The sequence below is a fragment of the Actinomycetospora sp. CA-053990 genome (assembly GCF_050948445.1).
Lineage (GTDB): Bacteria > Actinomycetota > Actinomycetes > Mycobacteriales > Pseudonocardiaceae > Actinomycetospora > Actinomycetospora callitridis.
Window position 1 is genome coordinate 2885406 of sequence record NZ_CP192043.1, and the last position, 15603, is coordinate 2901008.

15 protein-coding genes and 2 pseudogenes are annotated in these 15603 nt (G+C 72.3%); 8 read left to right on the forward strand and 9 right to left on the reverse strand.

Annotation, left to right across the window (positions count from 1 at the left end; translation table 11 throughout):
• Nucleotides 1–194: 194 nt before the first annotated feature.
• A pseudogene (locus ACQPYN_RS14840) lies at nt 195–935 on the reverse strand (transglycosylase domain-containing protein); the annotation flags it as partial.
• Nucleotides 936–1058: 123 nt separating this feature from the next.
• Here ACQPYN_RS14840 and ACQPYN_RS14845 point away from each other — a divergent pair.
• Nucleotides 1059–1628 carry a hypothetical protein gene (locus tag ACQPYN_RS14845; protein ID WP_433038123.1) on the forward strand — a complete coding sequence of 190 codons (570 nt, stop codon included), beginning with the start codon at nt 1059–1061 and terminating at the stop codon, nt 1626–1628.
• A 6-nt stretch (nt 1629–1634) separates the two neighbouring features.
• Here the strand turns inward: ACQPYN_RS14845 and ACQPYN_RS14850 are convergent, their stop codons facing one another.
• The 7 genes from ACQPYN_RS14850 to ACQPYN_RS14880 all read right to left on the reverse strand — a co-directional run bounded on the left by ACQPYN_RS14850 (nt 1635) and on the right by ACQPYN_RS14880 (nt 6916).
• Entirely contained in the window at nt 1635–1847 is a 213-nt protein-coding gene (locus tag ACQPYN_RS14850; RefSeq protein WP_433038125.1) for a hypothetical protein, read from the reverse strand.
• Nucleotides 1844–3217: a sensor histidine kinase gene (locus tag ACQPYN_RS14855; RefSeq protein ID WP_433038127.1), complete on the reverse strand. Its 1374-nt coding sequence runs from the start codon at nt 3215–3217 to the stop codon at nt 1844–1846. The genes ACQPYN_RS14850 and ACQPYN_RS14855 overlap by 4 nt, the downstream gene beginning before the upstream one ends.
• Nucleotides 3214–3909: a response regulator gene (locus tag ACQPYN_RS14860; protein ID WP_433038129.1), complete on the reverse strand. Its 696-nt coding sequence runs from the start codon at nt 3907–3909 to the stop codon at nt 3214–3216. Before ACQPYN_RS14860 ends, ACQPYN_RS14855 begins: the two co-directional genes overlap by 4 nt.
• 99 nt (nt 3910–4008) lie before the next feature.
• Nucleotides 4009–5601, reverse strand: a complete 1593-nt coding sequence (locus tag ACQPYN_RS14865; RefSeq protein WP_433038131.1) for an alanine/glycine:cation symporter family protein — start codon at nt 5599–5601, stop codon at nt 4009–4011.
• A 106-nt stretch (nt 5602–5707) separates the two neighbouring features.
• Nucleotides 5708–6043: a hypothetical protein gene (locus ACQPYN_RS14870; protein WP_433038133.1), complete on the reverse strand. Its 336-nt coding sequence runs from the start codon at nt 6041–6043 to the stop codon at nt 5708–5710.
• A gap of 137 nt (nt 6044–6180) precedes the next feature.
• Nucleotides 6181–6585, reverse strand: coding sequence for a hypothetical protein (locus ACQPYN_RS14875; protein ID WP_433038135.1), 405 nt, complete (start codon nt 6583–6585; stop codon nt 6181–6183).
• Entirely contained in the window at nt 6578–6916 is a 339-nt protein-coding gene (locus ACQPYN_RS14880) for a hypothetical protein (RefSeq protein WP_433038137.1), read from the reverse strand. Before ACQPYN_RS14880 ends, ACQPYN_RS14875 begins: the two co-directional genes overlap by 8 nt.
• 593 nt (nt 6917–7509) lie before the next feature.
• Here ACQPYN_RS14880 and ACQPYN_RS14885 point away from each other — a divergent pair.
• The gene (locus tag ACQPYN_RS14885; RefSeq protein WP_433038139.1) at nt 7510–8778 is read left to right on the forward strand and encodes a GAF domain-containing protein; all 1269 of its coding nucleotides are present in this window, start codon (nt 7510–7512) and stop codon (nt 8776–8778) included.
• Nucleotides 8779–9163: 385 nt separating this feature from the next.
• On the forward strand, nt 9164–9631 hold the full coding sequence (locus ACQPYN_RS14890) for a VOC family protein (RefSeq protein WP_433038891.1): 468 nt from the start codon (nt 9164–9166) through the stop codon (nt 9629–9631).
• Between the two features lie 23 nt (nt 9632–9654).
• Here the strand turns inward: ACQPYN_RS14890 and ACQPYN_RS14895 are convergent, their stop codons facing one another.
• Nucleotides 9655–10908, reverse strand: coding sequence for an APC family permease (locus ACQPYN_RS14895; protein ID WP_433038141.1), 1254 nt, complete (start codon nt 10906–10908; stop codon nt 9655–9657).
• A 120-nt stretch (nt 10909–11028) separates the two neighbouring features.
• On the opposite strand from ACQPYN_RS14895, the gene ACQPYN_RS14900 reads away from it, so the two are divergent.
• The 5 genes and pseudogenes from ACQPYN_RS14900 to ACQPYN_RS14920 all read left to right on the forward strand — a co-directional run bounded on the left by ACQPYN_RS14900 (nt 11029) and on the right by ACQPYN_RS14920 (nt 15585).
• On the forward strand, nt 11029–11769 hold the full coding sequence (locus tag ACQPYN_RS14900; protein ID WP_433038143.1) for a helix-turn-helix domain-containing protein: 741 nt from the start codon (nt 11029–11031) through the stop codon (nt 11767–11769).
• Between the two features lie 3 nt (nt 11770–11772).
• A pseudogene (locus tag ACQPYN_RS14905) lies at nt 11773–12187 on the forward strand (VOC family protein).
• 170 nt (nt 12188–12357) lie between these two features.
• Nucleotides 12358–13290, forward strand: a complete 933-nt coding sequence (locus ACQPYN_RS14910) for a hypothetical protein (protein ID WP_433038145.1) — start codon at nt 12358–12360, stop codon at nt 13288–13290.
• Nucleotides 13287–13514: a hypothetical protein gene (locus ACQPYN_RS14915; RefSeq protein WP_433038147.1), complete on the forward strand. Its 228-nt coding sequence runs from the start codon at nt 13287–13289 to the stop codon at nt 13512–13514. The genes ACQPYN_RS14910 and ACQPYN_RS14915 overlap by 4 nt, the downstream gene beginning before the upstream one ends.
• A 103-nt stretch (nt 13515–13617) precedes the next feature.
• Nucleotides 13618–15585 carry a 3-oxoacyl-[acyl-carrier-protein] synthase III C-terminal domain-containing protein gene (locus ACQPYN_RS14920; protein ID WP_433038149.1) on the forward strand — a complete coding sequence of 656 codons (1968 nt, stop codon included), beginning with the start codon at nt 13618–13620 and terminating at the stop codon, nt 15583–15585.
• Nucleotides 15586–15603 lie beyond the last annotated feature (18 nt).

Here is a 15603-nt window from a genome sequence, read left to right on the forward strand (position 1 = left end):
CTCCCGGCAGAAGAAGCCGGTGCCCGGTCGCGCTCCGACGCACCCCTCGGCCGGCAGCGAGGGTCGGGCCGCACCCCGAGCGGCGCGGCGCGTGCCGTGGCGGCCCGGTCAGGCGTGAGCGAGCCGACCTCGGTCATCGCGGTGAGCACCTGGTCGCGGCGGTCGCGGGCCGCTTCGGGGTGGTCGATCGGGTCGTAGCCGCCGGGGGAGCGCACCATCCCGGCCAGCAGGGCCGCCTGGGGCACGGTGAGCGTCGCGGCGCTCGTCCCGAACCAGGTGCGCGCCGCCGCCTCGACCCCGTAGGCGCCACGCCCGAAGTAGACGAGGTCGAGGTAGCGGGTGAGGATCTCGTCCTTCGTGAGCCGATCGGAGATCCGGTGGGCGAGACGGACCTCGGTGAGCTTGCGTCCGACGGTGTCGGCGGTGGCGGCGCGGCGCTCCTCCGGGGTGTCGGCCAGGGCGTAGAGGCGCTGGTTCTTGACGTACTGCATCGTGATCGTGGACGCGCCCTGACCCTCGAGCGGCGCCCCCGACACCGCGTTGGTCACGATCGCGCGGGCCACCCCCCGGGGGTCGACGCCGTCGTGGGTGTAGAAGCGCTGGTCCTCGATCGCGACGATCGCCGCTCGCATCGTGTCGGCGATGCGCTCCGCGCCGACCGGCAGGCGGAACCGGCGGTAGAGCAGGGCGATCGGTGCTCCGGCCGCGTCCGTCACGACCGTGGCGGCGTCGGCACCGTCGTCGACGACGCCGGTGGACGTGGCGTCGACGCCGGTCGACGCCCGCGCGAGGAGCGTGCCGGCGCCGATGGCGACCGGTGCCATCAGCACGGCGACCAGCAGGCCCGCCAGGGCCACGGCCACGGCGCCACGGAGGAGCAGGACGGGCCGGTCGACGGCAGGACGGTCGTGCTCCTCGCCGCCGTGTCTCGCCATGCAACCACGTGATCACGTCCTGCTCCCCGAGGCGACCGTGACCTGCTGACGATCGCCTGACGATGCCCCGAGACAGCGATTCGGCCGCGCGGGCGGGGGCACGCCTCGAGAGTGCGCCGCTACGTGATCCCACTGCTCCTCGTGGCCCTGGGCCTCCTCACCGCCTGCTCGAACGGGGTCGAGGCCGCCCCGCCGCAGCCCCGCCCGCTGGGCCCGGAGGACCCGTCCGGCAACCCGACGCCCGAGACGTGGCTCGCCGAGGTGTGCACCGCGCTCACACCGGCCGTGATCGCGGCGCAGCCCGTGCCCGAGATCCGGCCGGACGACCTCCTCGCCTCGCGCGGGCAGATGTCGGCCTACCTCGATGTCCGGATCGCCGCGTTCGACGCGGCCGCGGACGGGATCAACCGCGCCGGGCCGCCGCCCGTCGAGGCGGGGCAGATGGTGACCGAGCCCGTCGTCGGGCTGCTGCGTGAGCGCTCCGAGCAGATGGCGATGCTCCGCGAGGACCTGCGCGCGGTCCCTGAGGTCGCCGACGACACACTGCTCGCCGTCCTGCAGAAGGCCCGGGGGCGGTTGGTGCTCGCGGGCCGTGCCGTCTCGCTGCCCGACCTGGCTCTGCCGCCGTCGCTCGGGGCGCAGGCCGCGGCCGTTCCGTCGTGTCGAGCCCTCGCCACCGGCGCTCCGGGCTGAGCCGGCTCAGGGCGTCGGTGCGACGGTGCTCGTCGGCTGCGAGGTCGAGGCGGGCGTCGTCGACGGGGGATCGAGGCCGGGTTCCCGGGTGACCGAGGGCGGCAGCACCACCGGGGTCGTGGCGGGCAGGGGTTCCGGCGCGTCCTGGGGCTCGACCCCGCAGCTGACGGCCGAGGCCGCGCCGAATGCCACCAGGAGGGCGACGGTGCGGCGTCTCATGACGGCACCTCGGGCAGGGCGACCACGAAGCGCGCCCCGCCTGCGGGCCGGTCCTCGACCCAGACACGACCGCCGTGACCCCGGACGTGCTGGGCGACCAGCGCGAGCCCCAGGCCGGTGCCGCCGGTGTAGGCGCCGTCGCGTCCGGCTCGGGGTCCGCGGGTGAAGCGCTCGAAGACGCGGTCCCGCTGCTCGGCCCGGACCCCGGGGCCCGCATCGTCCACCTCGATGACGGCCCACCCGTCCCGGCGCCGGACGCCGAGGCGCACCAGGCCCCCGCCGTGGTGGCGCGCGTTCTCGCAGAGGTTCGCCACGACTCGGTCGAGGCGCCGCCGGTCGGCGGACACCAGCGGTGTGGGGCGCTCGATGTCGAGCACACCGCCCTCGACCAGCGATTCGGGCACGTTCTCGACGACCACGGCGAGATCCACCGACTCGACGTCGTCCTCGTCGGGGGTCTGGATCCCACGGGAGATCTCCAGCAGGTCCTCGACCATGTGGTGGAAGCGCCGGACATCCGCGGTCAGGAGGTCGACCGCGCGCCGGGCGGTGTCGGGCATGTCGTCGCGGCGACGGCGCAGGACCTCGCCGGCGTTGATCATCGTGGTCAAAGGGGTCCGGAGCTCGTGGCTGACGTCGCCTGCGAACCGCGCGTCACGGTGCACCCGCTCGGCGAGGGCGTCCGCGGTGGCGTTGAAGCGCGTCGCGATCGGGGCGAGGTCGGCCTCGTGACGGTCGGGGAGCCGTGCCGTCAGATCGCCCTCGGCCATGCGGCCCGCCGCATCGGTGAGCTCGGTGAGCGGCAACAGGGCCCGTCGGGCGGTCCACCAGCCCAGCAGGACCCCGAGCAGCCCCGCCAGGATCGTTCCCGCGACGAGGACGGAGGAGACGAACCGCAGTGTCTGGTCGAGCTCGGTGAGCGGCACGAGCAGGACGAACAGGTCACCGGCCGGGGTGACCGGGAGGGCGACCGCCAGCACCGGCGCACCGTCGAGAACCAGGCGCTGGCGCGCAGGCGCCCCCGCGAGCAGGGCGACGGGCACGTCGTCCACGTCGACCTGGCGCCCGGCAGTGGTCCATGCTCCGCCGGCCCGCAGGAGCACGCCGGCCCCGGTCTCGCCGGTCAGCCCCACGAGCAGGGTGGGCAGGTCCTCCGAGCCGCGCTGGAGGCTGTCGGCGACGAGCCGGGCGTCGACGACGGCCTGGCTGGTCGCCCCGCGCTCCCGCTGCTCGAGCATGTAGCTCGACGCCAACTGCCACGTGACGATCGACAACAGTCCGGCGATCGCGGTGGTCACGAGTCCGAAGGCCAGGGCGACGCGCCAGCGCAGTGACACCGAGCGCCAACGTCGGGCCAGCTGGTCGCTCACGGCCCGGCGCGATATCCGGAGCCGCGCACGGTGAGCACCAGCTCCGGGTCGTCGGGATCCGGCTCGATCTTGCGTCGCAGGCGACGCACGTGGACGTCGAGTAGACGGGTGTCACCGAAGTAGTCGTATCCCCACACCCGCTGCAGCAGCTGCTCCCGCGTCACCACGTTCCCACCCGCCGAGGCCAGCTCCAGCAACAACCGGAACTCCGTCCGTGTCAGGTGCAGCGGGGTCTCGCCGCGCGTGACCGCCTCGCGACCGGGATCGATCGTGAGGTCCCCGAGGTGCCACCGGCCGGCCTGGTCCTCCTCGGACGGCCCGCCGGAGGTGGGGCGGCGCCGTCGCAGCAGTGCCCGGATGCGCGCGGCGAGTTCTCCGGCGACCAGCGGCTTGGTGACGTAGTCGTCGGCGCCTGCCTCGAGTCCGGCGATGACGTCGGCGGTGTCGGACCGAGCGGTGGCGATGATGATCGGCAGGTCACCGCGTGAGCGCAGTGTCGAGCACACCTCGATCCCGTCGATGCCGGGCAGCATGAGGTCGAGGAGCACGATGTCGAGGTCGGGGTCGACCAGCTCGAGCGCCTCCTCCCCGGTGGCGGTCTCGACGACGTCGTAGCCCTCGTCGGCCAGGGCCAGCCCGAGGGCCTGGCGGACACGCTCGTCGTCCTCCACCAGCAGGACGCGGGTCGCCATCACAGGTCCTCCCCGAGCAGACGGTGCGGCGACGCTACCCGTCCGCTCGAGGACGGTCGTCCTGCTGGAGCACCGGGCGGCCCCGTCGTCAGACGATCGTCAGGTTCGCGTCACCGCGCGACGCTCCGCGGGCGCCATCTCGACGACGTCGCCGTTCCGGCGAGCAGCGCGGAAGGCCTCGACCTCCTCCTTGACCACGGGCGCGAGGAGGTACAGGCCGGTGATGTTGAACAGCGCGAGCAGGAACAGGACGGCGTCGGCGAAGTCCAGGACGGCACCGAGGGTGAGGACCGACCCGACGACGACGAACAGGCAGAAGATCACCTGATAGACCCGCTCGGAGACGGCGGTGCGGCCGAACAGGTAGGTCCAGGCCTTCTGCCCGTAGTAACCCCACGTGATCATGGTGGAGATCGCGAACAGGGCGACCGCCAGGGTGAGGACGTACGGGAACCACGGCAGCACGGTCTCGAACGCCGATGAGGTCACCGTGACCCCGGCCGGGTCCTCTCCGGCGAGGGCAGCAGCCTGGGCCTCACGCCAGTACGGGGTGTCGGCCACGACGATCGTCAGGGCGGTCATCGTGCAGATCACGACGGTGTCGACGAAGGGCTCGAGCATGGCGACGTAGCCCTCGGTAGCGGGGTGGCGGGTCTTGACCGCGGAGTGGGCGATCGGCGCGGAGCCCAGCCCGGCCTCGTTCGAGAAGGCTGCCCGCTGGAACCCGACGATGAGCGCGCCGATGACACCACCGGCGACGCCGGCGCCGGTGAACGCGCCCGCGAAGATCGCGCTGATGGCGGCCGGCACCAGCGGGAGGTTCACCAGGAGCACGGTGAGGCAGGCGAGGACGTAGATGATCGCCATCGCCGGCACCAGGCGGCTGGTCACGCGGCCCACCGACCGGGCCCCGCCGAAGATCACCAAGCCGACGACGAGGGCGAGCAGGATCCCGAAGATCAGAGCTGCACCGTCGCCGCCGAGCAGACCGCTCTCGCCGCCGGTCACCTCGGTGAGCTGCGCGAACGTCTGGTTGGCCTGGAACATGTTCCCGCCGGCCACCCCGAAGAACAGGATGAAGATCGCGGCGAGGCCCGCGAGGACCTTGCCGAGGTTGCGGCCGAACACCGAGGGGAACCGCTCCGCGATCCCGCGGCGCAGGTAGTGCATCGGACCACCCGAGACGGTGCCGTCCTCGTGGTGCTCCCGATAGCGCACCCCGAGCGTGCACTCGACGAACTTGGTGCACATCCCCAGCAGGCCGGCGCAGATCATCCAGAACGTCGCGCCCGCGCCGCCGATGGTCACCGCCACGCCGACACCCGCGATGTTCCCGAGCCCGACGGTGCCCGACACCGCCGAGGTCAGGGCCTGGAAATGCGGGATCTCCCCCGGCTCGTCGTCGCTGGTGTAGCGGCCCCGGGTGATCCCGATGGCGAGCCGGAAGTTGCGGAACTGGGGCGCCCGGAAGTACACCGTGAAGATCAGCGCCGCCAGGATGAGCCACCCGACGATCCACGGGAACGAGACGCCGAACAGCGGGATCTCGGCGAAGACGAGCGCCGACAGGCCTTCGGAGAGCGGCGTGAACACCGCGTCGATGGCGTCCTCGATCGCGGCGAAGGTGCCGCTGGAGGCGCCGCCCGAGGCGAGGAGATCGACGGCGCCGGCCGCGGATGCTGTGACGGACATGGCGCTCAGCTCAGGGGAGGCACCTCACGGAGCCAAGACCCGTCGGGTTTTCGTCAGGCGAACGTCAGCCGCGGCGGTCGAGTGCTGCCCCGAACGGCCGGTGCGGTCAGTCCGAGCGCGTCGCCCGGTCGAGCGCACGCATGGCCAGAGCCGTGTGGAAGGCGAACTCGTCGGACCGCAGGGTCGCGCGGTGCGCCTCCGCAGCGCGGCGGGATGCGTCGAAACGCGGGGCCGGGTCCTCCGCTAGGGCGACGAGCTCGCCGGCCAGCAGACCCGTCAGGACCCGGACGTCCTCGATCATGGCCCGCCGGCGGTCCACCAGCGATCCTCCGACGGCATGGGTGACGTCTCCGTCGAGGTGGTCGCGGGCCAGGAGGGCCCGCATCGCGGCTTCGCTCGCCGAGACCCCGGTCTCCGGGCAGATGATGGCCGAGAAGTCCATCCGAGCGCCCCTCCGTCCCCGGCTGCGTGGTCGCCGTGACCATGGAATCTCCCGCACACGCGGGGTGGAAGGACGCGCAGCTTGCGATGTCCTGTCGACGTGCCGGTGCTCGCCGCCTCCGGAGCCGGCGCGGGGTGCTAGACGCCGAGAACGGTCACGCGATCCGATCGCCAGCGGTCCGACCCCGGCGGGAGCTCCCGCAACCCGTCGCACACGTACTCGCCACTGCGCTCGTCCCCGCCGGTCTCACGCACCTCCAGCGCGCCACGGATCACCCACGACCGATCCGGTCGGAGCACCTCGGACGAGTTCCCGCCGTCGAATCTCACGGCGTCCAGGTCCCCGATCCGGTCGATCACGAGTGCCTGGCACTCGTTCCGTGCGGTCGAGCTGCGCGGGACCGGGTCGTCGTCGTAGAGCGGGGTCACCCGGAACGCCCCACTGAGCACGAACCCGACCACCACGAGCAGCCCGAGGCCGGCGGCACCGAGCATCGCGTCGAACACGCGGGACCGGGGCTGTCTCGTCACCGGCTCAGCCACCGAGAGCCCGCTCCAGGTCGAGCAGGTTTGCGAACGCGTCCATCTGGCTCGCTTCTCCGGAGTGCTCCGGGCAGGCGGCCCGAACGGTGGCCGCGGCCTGCCGCAGCATCCGCTGCCCGGCCTCCGAGGCGCCGGCCGCGCCATAGGCCGTCCGGGTCGCGCTCAGCGCGTCCTGCCCGTCGTCGAGACCCTGACAGACAGCCGGGGACGCCGCGGAGAATCCACTGACCAGCAGCCCGACGACCACCCCCGCGACGATCAGGACGGCGAGGATCGCCCAGAGCCGGCGGCGACGCCGGCCCGTCGTCGGTTCCTCCGTCGGGAACGCCACCGATCCGGGCCGGTAGCCGGGCGGCAGGCCGCCCGCTCCGATGCGCGGGGTGGGGGGACCCGGGGCCGTCGAGCTCGAGGTAGGCGTCAGGGAGTCATCGCGTCGGCGTGTCGTCAGCGGGATGTCCCTCGGCACCGGAGGAACGGCCGGCGGCGGGTGGGACGACGTCCCAGGGTTCCCGCCCTCGGTCCGGTCCTCGTCGTACTCATCGGGCCGGGGCGGCGGTTGGTCGTCGTGACGAGGGAAGGCCACCGACCCGGGACGGTAACCGGGCGGAGGACGGTGCGGACCGAACCGGGGAGCAGGATCGTTCACGGATGTCCTTCCGGGCCCGAACTCACCGACGGAGTCGAGCCCTGTCGAGGTCTCGGGGAAGGTTCGCTCACCACGGACGGATCGTTAAGCCCTCAACCTTGCGTTCACCTGACGCTCGAGTCGGCGGGGCGATGACCCTGCCGAACGGCGCCGGTCGCCACCGACGTTCGGAGCAGGCGCACGGTGTCGCGTCTCTGCCACAGTGACCGTGTGCGTACGAGTGTTTCCGGGACGCGTCCCCCCGGGCAGGGCCCGTGGCCCTCGGACGCGCACTCCCGATGACGGAGGCCGCGGGTGTCGGTACGGGGCTGCAGCGGCTCCGTGCGGCCACCGAGGCGTTGTGGAGCGGTGGCGACGAGGAGGACGACCTCCCCGGGCGGATTCTCGAGGCGGTCTCGGTACTCGTGGGCGATGCCGGCGCCGTAGCGCTCGGGATGGCGCCGTCGGGCGGGGAGGGCGTCCGGGTGGTGCACCGCGGACTGAGCGACGATCTGCTCGAGCGGCTCCGGCGCCTGACCGTCGGTGACCTCGTCCTCGACGAGATCGCCGACGGTCGAACCCACGTCCCGCTGCCCCGCGCGGCGAGCATGGACATCGACCGTGCTTCCGCGCCGCCGCCATCGTCGAGGGTGGTCAGCGCTCCGATCCGCGCCGCCTCGGGCATCTACGGGCAGCTCTACGTCGTCGAGGACGGTGGTCCCTCCGGCGAGGTGGATGCGGAACTCCTGGCCGTGTTCGCGACGATCGCCGGGCAGGCCGTCTCCGGGGTGCGGTCGCAGCGCCACCTCGGCCAGCAACGCCGGTGGGAGGCCGCGGCGCTGCGACTCCTGGCGTGGCTGCTGCGCCAGGCCGACGATGACGAGGCCGGAGCCTGGCACCAGCTGGTCAGCATCGTCGCGGAGACCACGGACGCGCACGGTGTCGCGATCACCGTCGTCGATCCCGAGGATCCGGCGACCGTGCAGATCCCGGCCTCGGTGGGCGGCATGGAGGCGTGGTCCGGACGACGGATCCCTCGGAAGAACTCGATCACCGAGGTGGTGGTGTCGAGCGGCCGCCCGCTGGTCATCCCCGATGCCGCCGCGGACCCACGCACGGCGGGAGTAGCCGAGCGGGCACCCGAGGTGGGTCCGATCGCGGCCGCCCCGGTCGTCGATGGGGCCGCGGGGACGCTCGAGGCCGCTCTGATCGTTGCCCGCACCCGCGAGCAGGCCCCGTTCGACGACGCGGAGAGCGACATGGTGTGCGTCTTCGCCGCGGAGGCCGGCGCCGCTCTCGCGCTGGTCCGCGCACGCCGCAACCAGGCGCGACTACGACGGTTCCAGGAGCGCGAGCAGCTCGCCACGGAGCTCAACGAACGCACCCTGCAACGACTGATCGGGGTCGAGATCGCTCTGTCGGGACTGCTGGCGACGAGCCCGGCCGGGGACCACCGCCGACGCCTGCATCGGCAGTTCGACGAGGTCAGCGATCTCGTCAAGGACATGCGCAGAACCGTGTTCGAGGCGATCAACCACCTCGACCCGCCCGACGACGGGCGCCCGTGAGCGTCGGCGTCCGTTCTCACCGAACGGAAACGGGTCCACCCACCAGCCTCACCTCGGCCACCGGGGAGTGGACATCTTTTCTCACCGTTTCCGCCGTCTCCTTCGTCGTTGCGTTGACCGCTTTCGGTGTCGCCTAGAAAGAAGACCGTTTCCTCCCTGTCTCTCTGGATGAGTTCGGGCGAGATCCTTCAGGTTCCTGGCGGTGAACAGCGGCCGCATCGACGGACGGTCGGGGGCGCGAGGCCGACACAAAGTGCCTGCGTGTGTGCCCTGGGTCAGGTGAGTGACGCGGACGAGGAGGAGGGCCAGACTATCGGGATCGCGATCTCTCACACCTTTCGACGAGGAGCCTGCGGTGGGTATCGGCATCACGAAGGTCCTGCACGTGAAGATTCCCGTGACCGATCTCCAGCTCAGTGTCGACTGGTACTGCCGGTTGATGGACCTCACGTTGACCTACGAGTTCATCGAGAACGGTGAGCTCCGCGGGGCGGCGGTGCGGTCGATGGAGGGCGGATTCTCGTTCGCTCTACGCCTGAGGCAGCACTGTTCCAGCACGCCCCATCTGGACGGGTTCGACATCGTGGCGCTGCACATGAGCAGCCGGGAGAGTCTCTCCGTCGTCCAGGAACGGAGCGAGATGCTCGGGGCCGACTACACGCCGGTGGAGGATCGTGGGCCGCACGAGGCTGTCGTCGACGTGACCGACCCGGACGGCACGCTGCTGCGCTTCTACTGGGTGGACCTCGCCCAGGAGCCGGGTGCCTTCCTCGCGTTCGCGTTCAGGGACGACGGCCCGCCCGAGTTCATCCGTGAACCGCGGTTGCGGGCGCCCAGCGTTCTCGGCCGCTAGGCGGACGGCTGGTTCTGTCGTCGTCATCGTCGAGCGACGGCCAACCTGACGCCGCGGTACGCGACGCCGACGGCGTAGACGAGCAGTCCGGACAGCACGGCCTGTCGGGGCAGCGTGGCCACGAGGAGCAGGCATCCGGCGGCCCCGACGACCTGGAGCCCGCGCGGGTACCGGCGTTGGTCGGGCAGCTGGGTGAAGGCCGAGAGGTTGGCGATCAGGTAATACACGAGCACGCCGAACGACGAGAAGCCGATCGCGTCGCGCAGGTCCACCGTGAGCACGAGGACCGACACGACGACGGCGATCGCGATCTCCGCGCGGTGCGGGACCTCGTGGCGTGGGTGGACCGCGGCGAGCCACCGGGGGAGGTCGGCCCGACGGGCCATGGCCAGGGTGGTCCGACCGACTCCGGCGATCAACGCCAGCAGCGCCCCGAGCGCCGCCGCCGAGGCCCCGACGGCGACCACCGGCACGGCCCAGGCCCAGCCCGCGCCGGCCACCATGTCCGCCAGCGGAGCCCGCGACGTCGCGAGCCGCTGCGGACCGAGCACGAGCAGGAGCGTGACCGCGACGACGGCGTACACCGCGACCGCGATGGCGAGGGCCGTGACGATGGCGCGCGGGATCGTGCGCCGGGGGTCGCGCACCTCCTCGCCCATGGTGGCGATGCGGGCATAGCCCGCGAAGGCGAAGAACAGCAGTCCCGCCGATTGCAGGACCTCGAACGGGCTCGGCTCCTCGACCGCATCCGCGACCGGGCCGGCGGCCCCGGCCGTCCCTCCGGCGAGCCCCGCGACGACCGCCACGGCCAGCGCGACCAGCACGACGCCGACGATCACGCGGGTGAGCCGGGCGGTGCGGGTGATCCCTCGGTAGTTGATCGCGGCGAGGACGACGACGGCGCCCACGGCCGCGGGACGCTGCCACGAGGCGGGCACGGCGTAGGCGGCGAAGGTCAGGGCCATCGCGGCGCAGCTGGCCGTCTTGCCGATGACGAAGCCCCAGCCGGCGAGGAACCCCCACCAGTCCCCGAGCCGCTCGCGGCCGTAGACGTAGGTCCCTCCCGAGACCGGATACTGCGCCGCGAGCTGCGCCGAGGCGGTGGCGTTGCAGGAGGCGACCGCTGCGGCGACGGCCAGACCGATCAGCAGCCCGGCACCGGCGGCCGATGCCGCAGGCGCGAACGCCGAGAACACGCCGGCGCCGATCATCGAGCCGAGCCCGATCAGCACGGCGTCGGTCACCCCGAGCCGGCGCGCCAGCCGTGGGTCGGTCACCTCGGCCCCCCTCGGTCGCCCGACGGGAAATGCATCAACTGTGTTTGATGCATTGCCCGGACGGCGCGCATACTGCTGCCCGTGTCGTCTCCGGGTCAACAGGCCGCACCACCGGCGTTCGTGCAGCTCGCAGCGCACCCCGTGCGCTGGGGGCTGATGGCCGAGCTCGCCGGGAGCGACTTCCGCGTCCGGGAGCTGGCGACGCGGCTCGACCAGCCGCAGAACCTGGTCTCCTACCACCTGCGGTTGCTCCGCGACGGCGGGCTCGTCACCGCCACCCGCAGCTCCGCCGATCGGCGGGACAGCTACTACCACCTCGATCTCGATCGCTGCGCCCGCGCGCTGGCCGGCAGCGGCACGGCGCTCCATCCGGCGCTGCAGCCGACTCACCCGCCGTCTGACCCCGCTTCTCCGCAGGGGAGTGGCCGGCCGCTGTCGGTCCTGTTCGTCTGCACCGGCAACAGCGCGCGCTCGCCGGTGGCCGAAGCCCTCCTCACGCTCCGCTCGGCCGGCGCGGTCCGGGCGACGAGCGCGGGCAGCCGACCCAAGGAGCGCCTGCACCCCGGCGCCGTCCGCGTGCTGCGCGGCCGCTTCGACGTCGACGTCTCCGCTCAGCGACCCCGGCACCTGAACGAGGTCGCCGCCGAGTCGTTCGATCTCGTCATCACCTTGTGCGACAAGGCGCGCGAGGTCTGCCCGGGCTTCTCCGGCCCCGCCCGACGGATGCACTGGAGCATCCCGGACCCCGCGACGGCCGACGCATCGGGCGACGAGGCCTTCGAGCGCGCCGCGGACGAGATCGACGCGCGCGTCGGGCACCTGCTTCCCGTCCTCGCCACGACACCGTCACCGAGAGGGTGAGCCATGAACCCACCAGAGCAGTACGCCAGCGTCCGCTACCTCGTCGACGACGTCGGGGCCGCGATCGACTTCTACACCGGGCACCTGGGCTTCACGCTCCACATGAGCGCCGCGCCCGCCTTCGCCGACGTCCTCCGTGGTCGACTCCGGCTCCTGCTCTCGGGCCCCGCGAGCTCCGGTGCCCGGGCGACACCCGCGGACGCGGCGACACCGGGGGGGCAACCGCATCCATCTCGTCGTCGACGACCTGGACGCCGAGATCGCCCGCCTCCGCGCCGCGGACCTGCCCTTCCGCAGCGACCTCGTCGCCGGCCCGGGAGGCCGCCAGGTCCTGATCGCCGACCCGGACGGCAACCTCGTCGAGCTGTTCCAACCGGCGCGCCCGCGGGAGGTCACGCCGACGACCGGGACCGCCTGAGGGTGCCCGTGGTGGCGGGCAGGGGCAGACGGCTCACCGAGTCAGGAGCGTGAGGACCAGGGAGAACGTCCTCGTGGGGCAACTCTCGGCTCGGTAGCGCGGGGAGCGCTTGGGTGCCCGTGAGGAGGGGGAACGTCGACGCACCGACGACTCGACGAGGACGGTGTGCCATGCCCGACGATCCGCACGAGAGCGAGAACGACGGCACCGGTAGTGACGACGCCCCGGACGTGTTCCTGGACGTCCCGCTGCTCAAGGTCGACGAGATCGACCTCGAGGTCGAGGACCTGCGGGCCCACGTGTCGCTGCAGGCCGAGGTGCTCGACCTGCTGAAGCTCAACGTCGGCGTCGACGCCACCCTCGGACGGGTCCAGCTGAACATCAAGGGCGTCGAGGCGCAGGCGCAGTTGCGGGTCCGGCTCGACGAGGTCGGATCGATCATCGCCCGGGTGCTGGACTCGGTCGACCGCCATCCCCAGATCCTCGAGCAGGTCACCCGGGGGGTCGGTCAGGCCGCGAGCGATCTCGGCCGGGGCGTCGGCGATGCCGTCGACCAGGTCGGCGAGGGCGCCGGAGAGGCCGTCCGAGAGGTCGGACAGGGAGCGCGTGGTGCGACCCAGCAGCTGGGCCGGAGCGTGGGCGGCGCGGTGGAGGACGTCGGCGAGGGGGCCGGGTCGGCCACCGAGACGGTGGGCCGGGGCGCAGGGCGCACGGTCGAGGAGGTCGGGAGCTCGACCGGCGACGCCGTCGGTGCGGTGACGCGCACGGCGGGCGACGTCGGCCGAGCGGCGCGGGACGCCGTGGGTGCCGGCGACGACGAGGACGCCGGCGACAGCACCGACGCCGGAAGCGACAGTGCGTCGGGTCAGGAGGAGGACGCCGACCAGCAGGACGACCAGCAGGACGAGGCCGCGAGCGGACGGCCGCGAGCCCGGCGCCGCGCGTCGGAGGGCCGCAGCGCCTCGGCGTCGGGCCGGACGCGGTCGGAGGGTCAGGCCTCTCGCCGGGAGTCGGGCACGGAGCGCCGTACCGCCGCCCCGCGTCGCCGGGCGTCCGGCACGACGACGAGGTCGAGGACGCGGGACGAGAGCGGCGAGAAATGAGCGACGACGGGCCGATCTCGTTCAGCAGCTCCGTCCGCGCGGACGAGATGACGTTCCACGACGTCCGCGACGACGAGGTCACGTTCCACGGCGACGCGGGACCGGGATCGTGGGCCGGGACGCGGCGCGAGGGGCTGCCCGACGAGGTCACTCCCGGCGTCACCTACCGGCAGGTCCAGGTGGACTTCCGCATCGCGACGGAGCTGGAGCCCGACGAGCGATGAGGAGCGCACGCTCGCGCAGGCCCCGCAGCGTCGCCACTCTTCTAGAGTCGGCGACGACGTGGCTGACCGGCCATCGATCGCGCAGGACGCCGAAGGTGATGCCGTGAAGCCGTTCGTGATCAACCGCAGTGGTCGCCTCGTCTTCCCGGCCAACTTCTTCGGCGAGCTGGACTTCACGGTCCTCGACACGCTCGACCAGTTCACCGCCGTCATCGAGCGGGACTTCGAGGCGAAGGCCCCGACGGGGACCGACATCCTCCACCGGGTGGAGAGCGGCTCCTACCCGAGCCGCTTCGAGCTGCTGCGCGACCTCGGCCAGAACCTGTTCTGGGTCAACCGGTACTCGATGACGATGTTCGACAAGCGTCCGATGCGGTGGCGTGACGTGCCCCGGCATCGCGACGACGTCTTCCTCCCGGTGCTGACCCCGTGGGAGGACCGTGACCGCAAGGTCGCGGCGGTCGAGCGTGCGTTCCACGAGCTGCCGTCGCGCTGGGTCGCCGATACCGAGGACCGGATCTTCGCCCTGCTGTTCGACGTGTTCCGGCACAAGCTGCACCACGCCACCGAGCTCCCGGCGATCAAGCCGACCGTCGCCGAGTTCCTGGCGCAGCCCGACGCCCTGACCTTCGTCATGCCCGACCACGATCCCGACCACCACCTCTTCCCGGTGGACGAGATCCTCGATGCCGAGGCGGAGGTGCCCGAGCTCGAGGCCCTTACGCGCTGGGCGATGGTGCTGCACAACCTCTACCCGTGGGACGGCTCCCGGACGACGCTGCGCCACCCCGCCGACATCGGCCCCGACGACTTCGTCGTGACCTTCCACCCGCGCAACCGCGACGTCATGGCGTTCATCGACCGGGTCAAACAGGCCCGCGACACGGGCCCCGCCGTGGCGCAGACGCCGAGCGTCCCGGTCGAGACGGTGTCGCCCCGGACGCCGTACCCCCCGGTGCGGGTGCGTGAAGCCTTCGCGGTGCGGCCCGCACTGGAGGCCCTGGCCGTGGTGCGCGGTGAGCACGTCTGCGACAACGTCGACGTCATCCGCAACGCCAGCTTCTCGTGGTCGCCGATGAGCGCCGACGAGATCGGCCGCAAGACCGGGATCCGCCAGCGGCGCTACACGTCACGGGAGCCGCAGCTCCTCGCGCTGGACGCCGCGCGCGCGGCCCTCGCGAAGTCCGGCCGGTCGCCCGACGAGATCGGCGCGGTCCTGGTCAGCACGTGCACCAGCAACCGCCAGATTCCGTCCATCGCCTGCTGGGTCTCCGGCGAGCTGGGGCTGGCGCAGACCCACACGTCGATGGACATGGTCGCGGCCTGCGCCGGGCTGCCCTACGGGCTCGCCGAGGCGGTCCGGCAGATCCAGGAGGTCCGGCGGCCCGTGCTGCTGGTGTGCGTCGAGAAGTTCTCCGACAAGATCGGGAGCGCGCGCACGTCGAGAATGATCTTCGGCGACGGGGCGTCGGCGATGGTCGTGGCCCCGGCCGCGGAGGGCGCCCCGGTCGACGTCGAGGTCCTGCAGACCTACGCGAGCGGGCCGGCGTCGGAGGTCAATTCGATCATCTGGCCGAACCCCGAGTTCGACAACGACATCACCGTCTACGGCCCCGAGGTCAAGTCGTTGGTGCAGCGCTACCTGGACCAGATGCTCGGCGAGCTCTCCGAGCAGACCGATCCCGACGACCCCGGCCGCAGCCTGCTGGAGAGCATCGAGCTGATCGTCCCGCACCAGGCCAACAAGACGATGATCCTCGACCTGGCCGCGAAGGCGGGGCTGTCGGCCGACCAGCTCTACTTCAACATCGAGTCGATGGGCAACGTGTCGGCCGCGAGCATCCCCATCGCCATCCACGACGCCGTGCGCGACGGCGTGATCGACCGCCCCTCGAGGATCTTCGCTCCCGGCTTCGGGGCCGGGGCCGTGGGTGGCTACGCGGTCCTCCGCGTCGACCCCGCGATCGTGGCCGACGAGGTGGTGCTCGACCCCGTCGAGACCGAGCGCGGAGGTCCGGCACGCCGGGCACCGACCACCACCGACGACGTCCGGGTGGCCTTCGGCGAGTAGCGCCCGGTCCGCACGGGG

What these genes read in the sequence shown, in the direction of transcription:
- ACQPYN_RS14850 (WP_433038125.1), bottom strand. Translation starts at nt 1,847, where the DNA reads ATGAGACGCCGCACCGTCGCCCTCCTGGTGGCATTCGGCGCGGCCTCG.
- ACQPYN_RS14860 (WP_433038129.1), bottom strand. Translation starts at nt 3,909, where the DNA reads ATGGCGACCCGCGTCCTGCTGGTGGAGGACGACGAGCGTGTCCGCCAG.
- ACQPYN_RS14870 (WP_433038133.1), bottom strand. Translation starts at nt 6,043, where the DNA reads ATGGACTTCTCGGCCATCATCTGCCCGGAGACCGGGGTCTCGGCGAGC.
- ACQPYN_RS14885 (WP_433038139.1), top strand. Translation starts at nt 7,510, where the DNA reads ATGACGGAGGCCGCGGGTGTCGGTACGGGGCTGCAGCGGCTCCGTGCG.
- ACQPYN_RS14865 (WP_433038131.1), bottom strand. Translation starts at nt 5,601, where the DNA reads ATGTCCGTCACAGCATCCGCGGCCGGCGCCGTCGATCTCCTCGCCTCG.
- ACQPYN_RS14915 (WP_433038147.1), top strand. Translation starts at nt 13,287, where the DNA reads ATGAGCGACGACGGGCCGATCTCGTTCAGCAGCTCCGTCCGCGCGGAC.
- ACQPYN_RS14910 (WP_433038145.1), top strand. Translation starts at nt 12,358, where the DNA reads ATGCCCGACGATCCGCACGAGAGCGAGAACGACGGCACCGGTAGTGAC.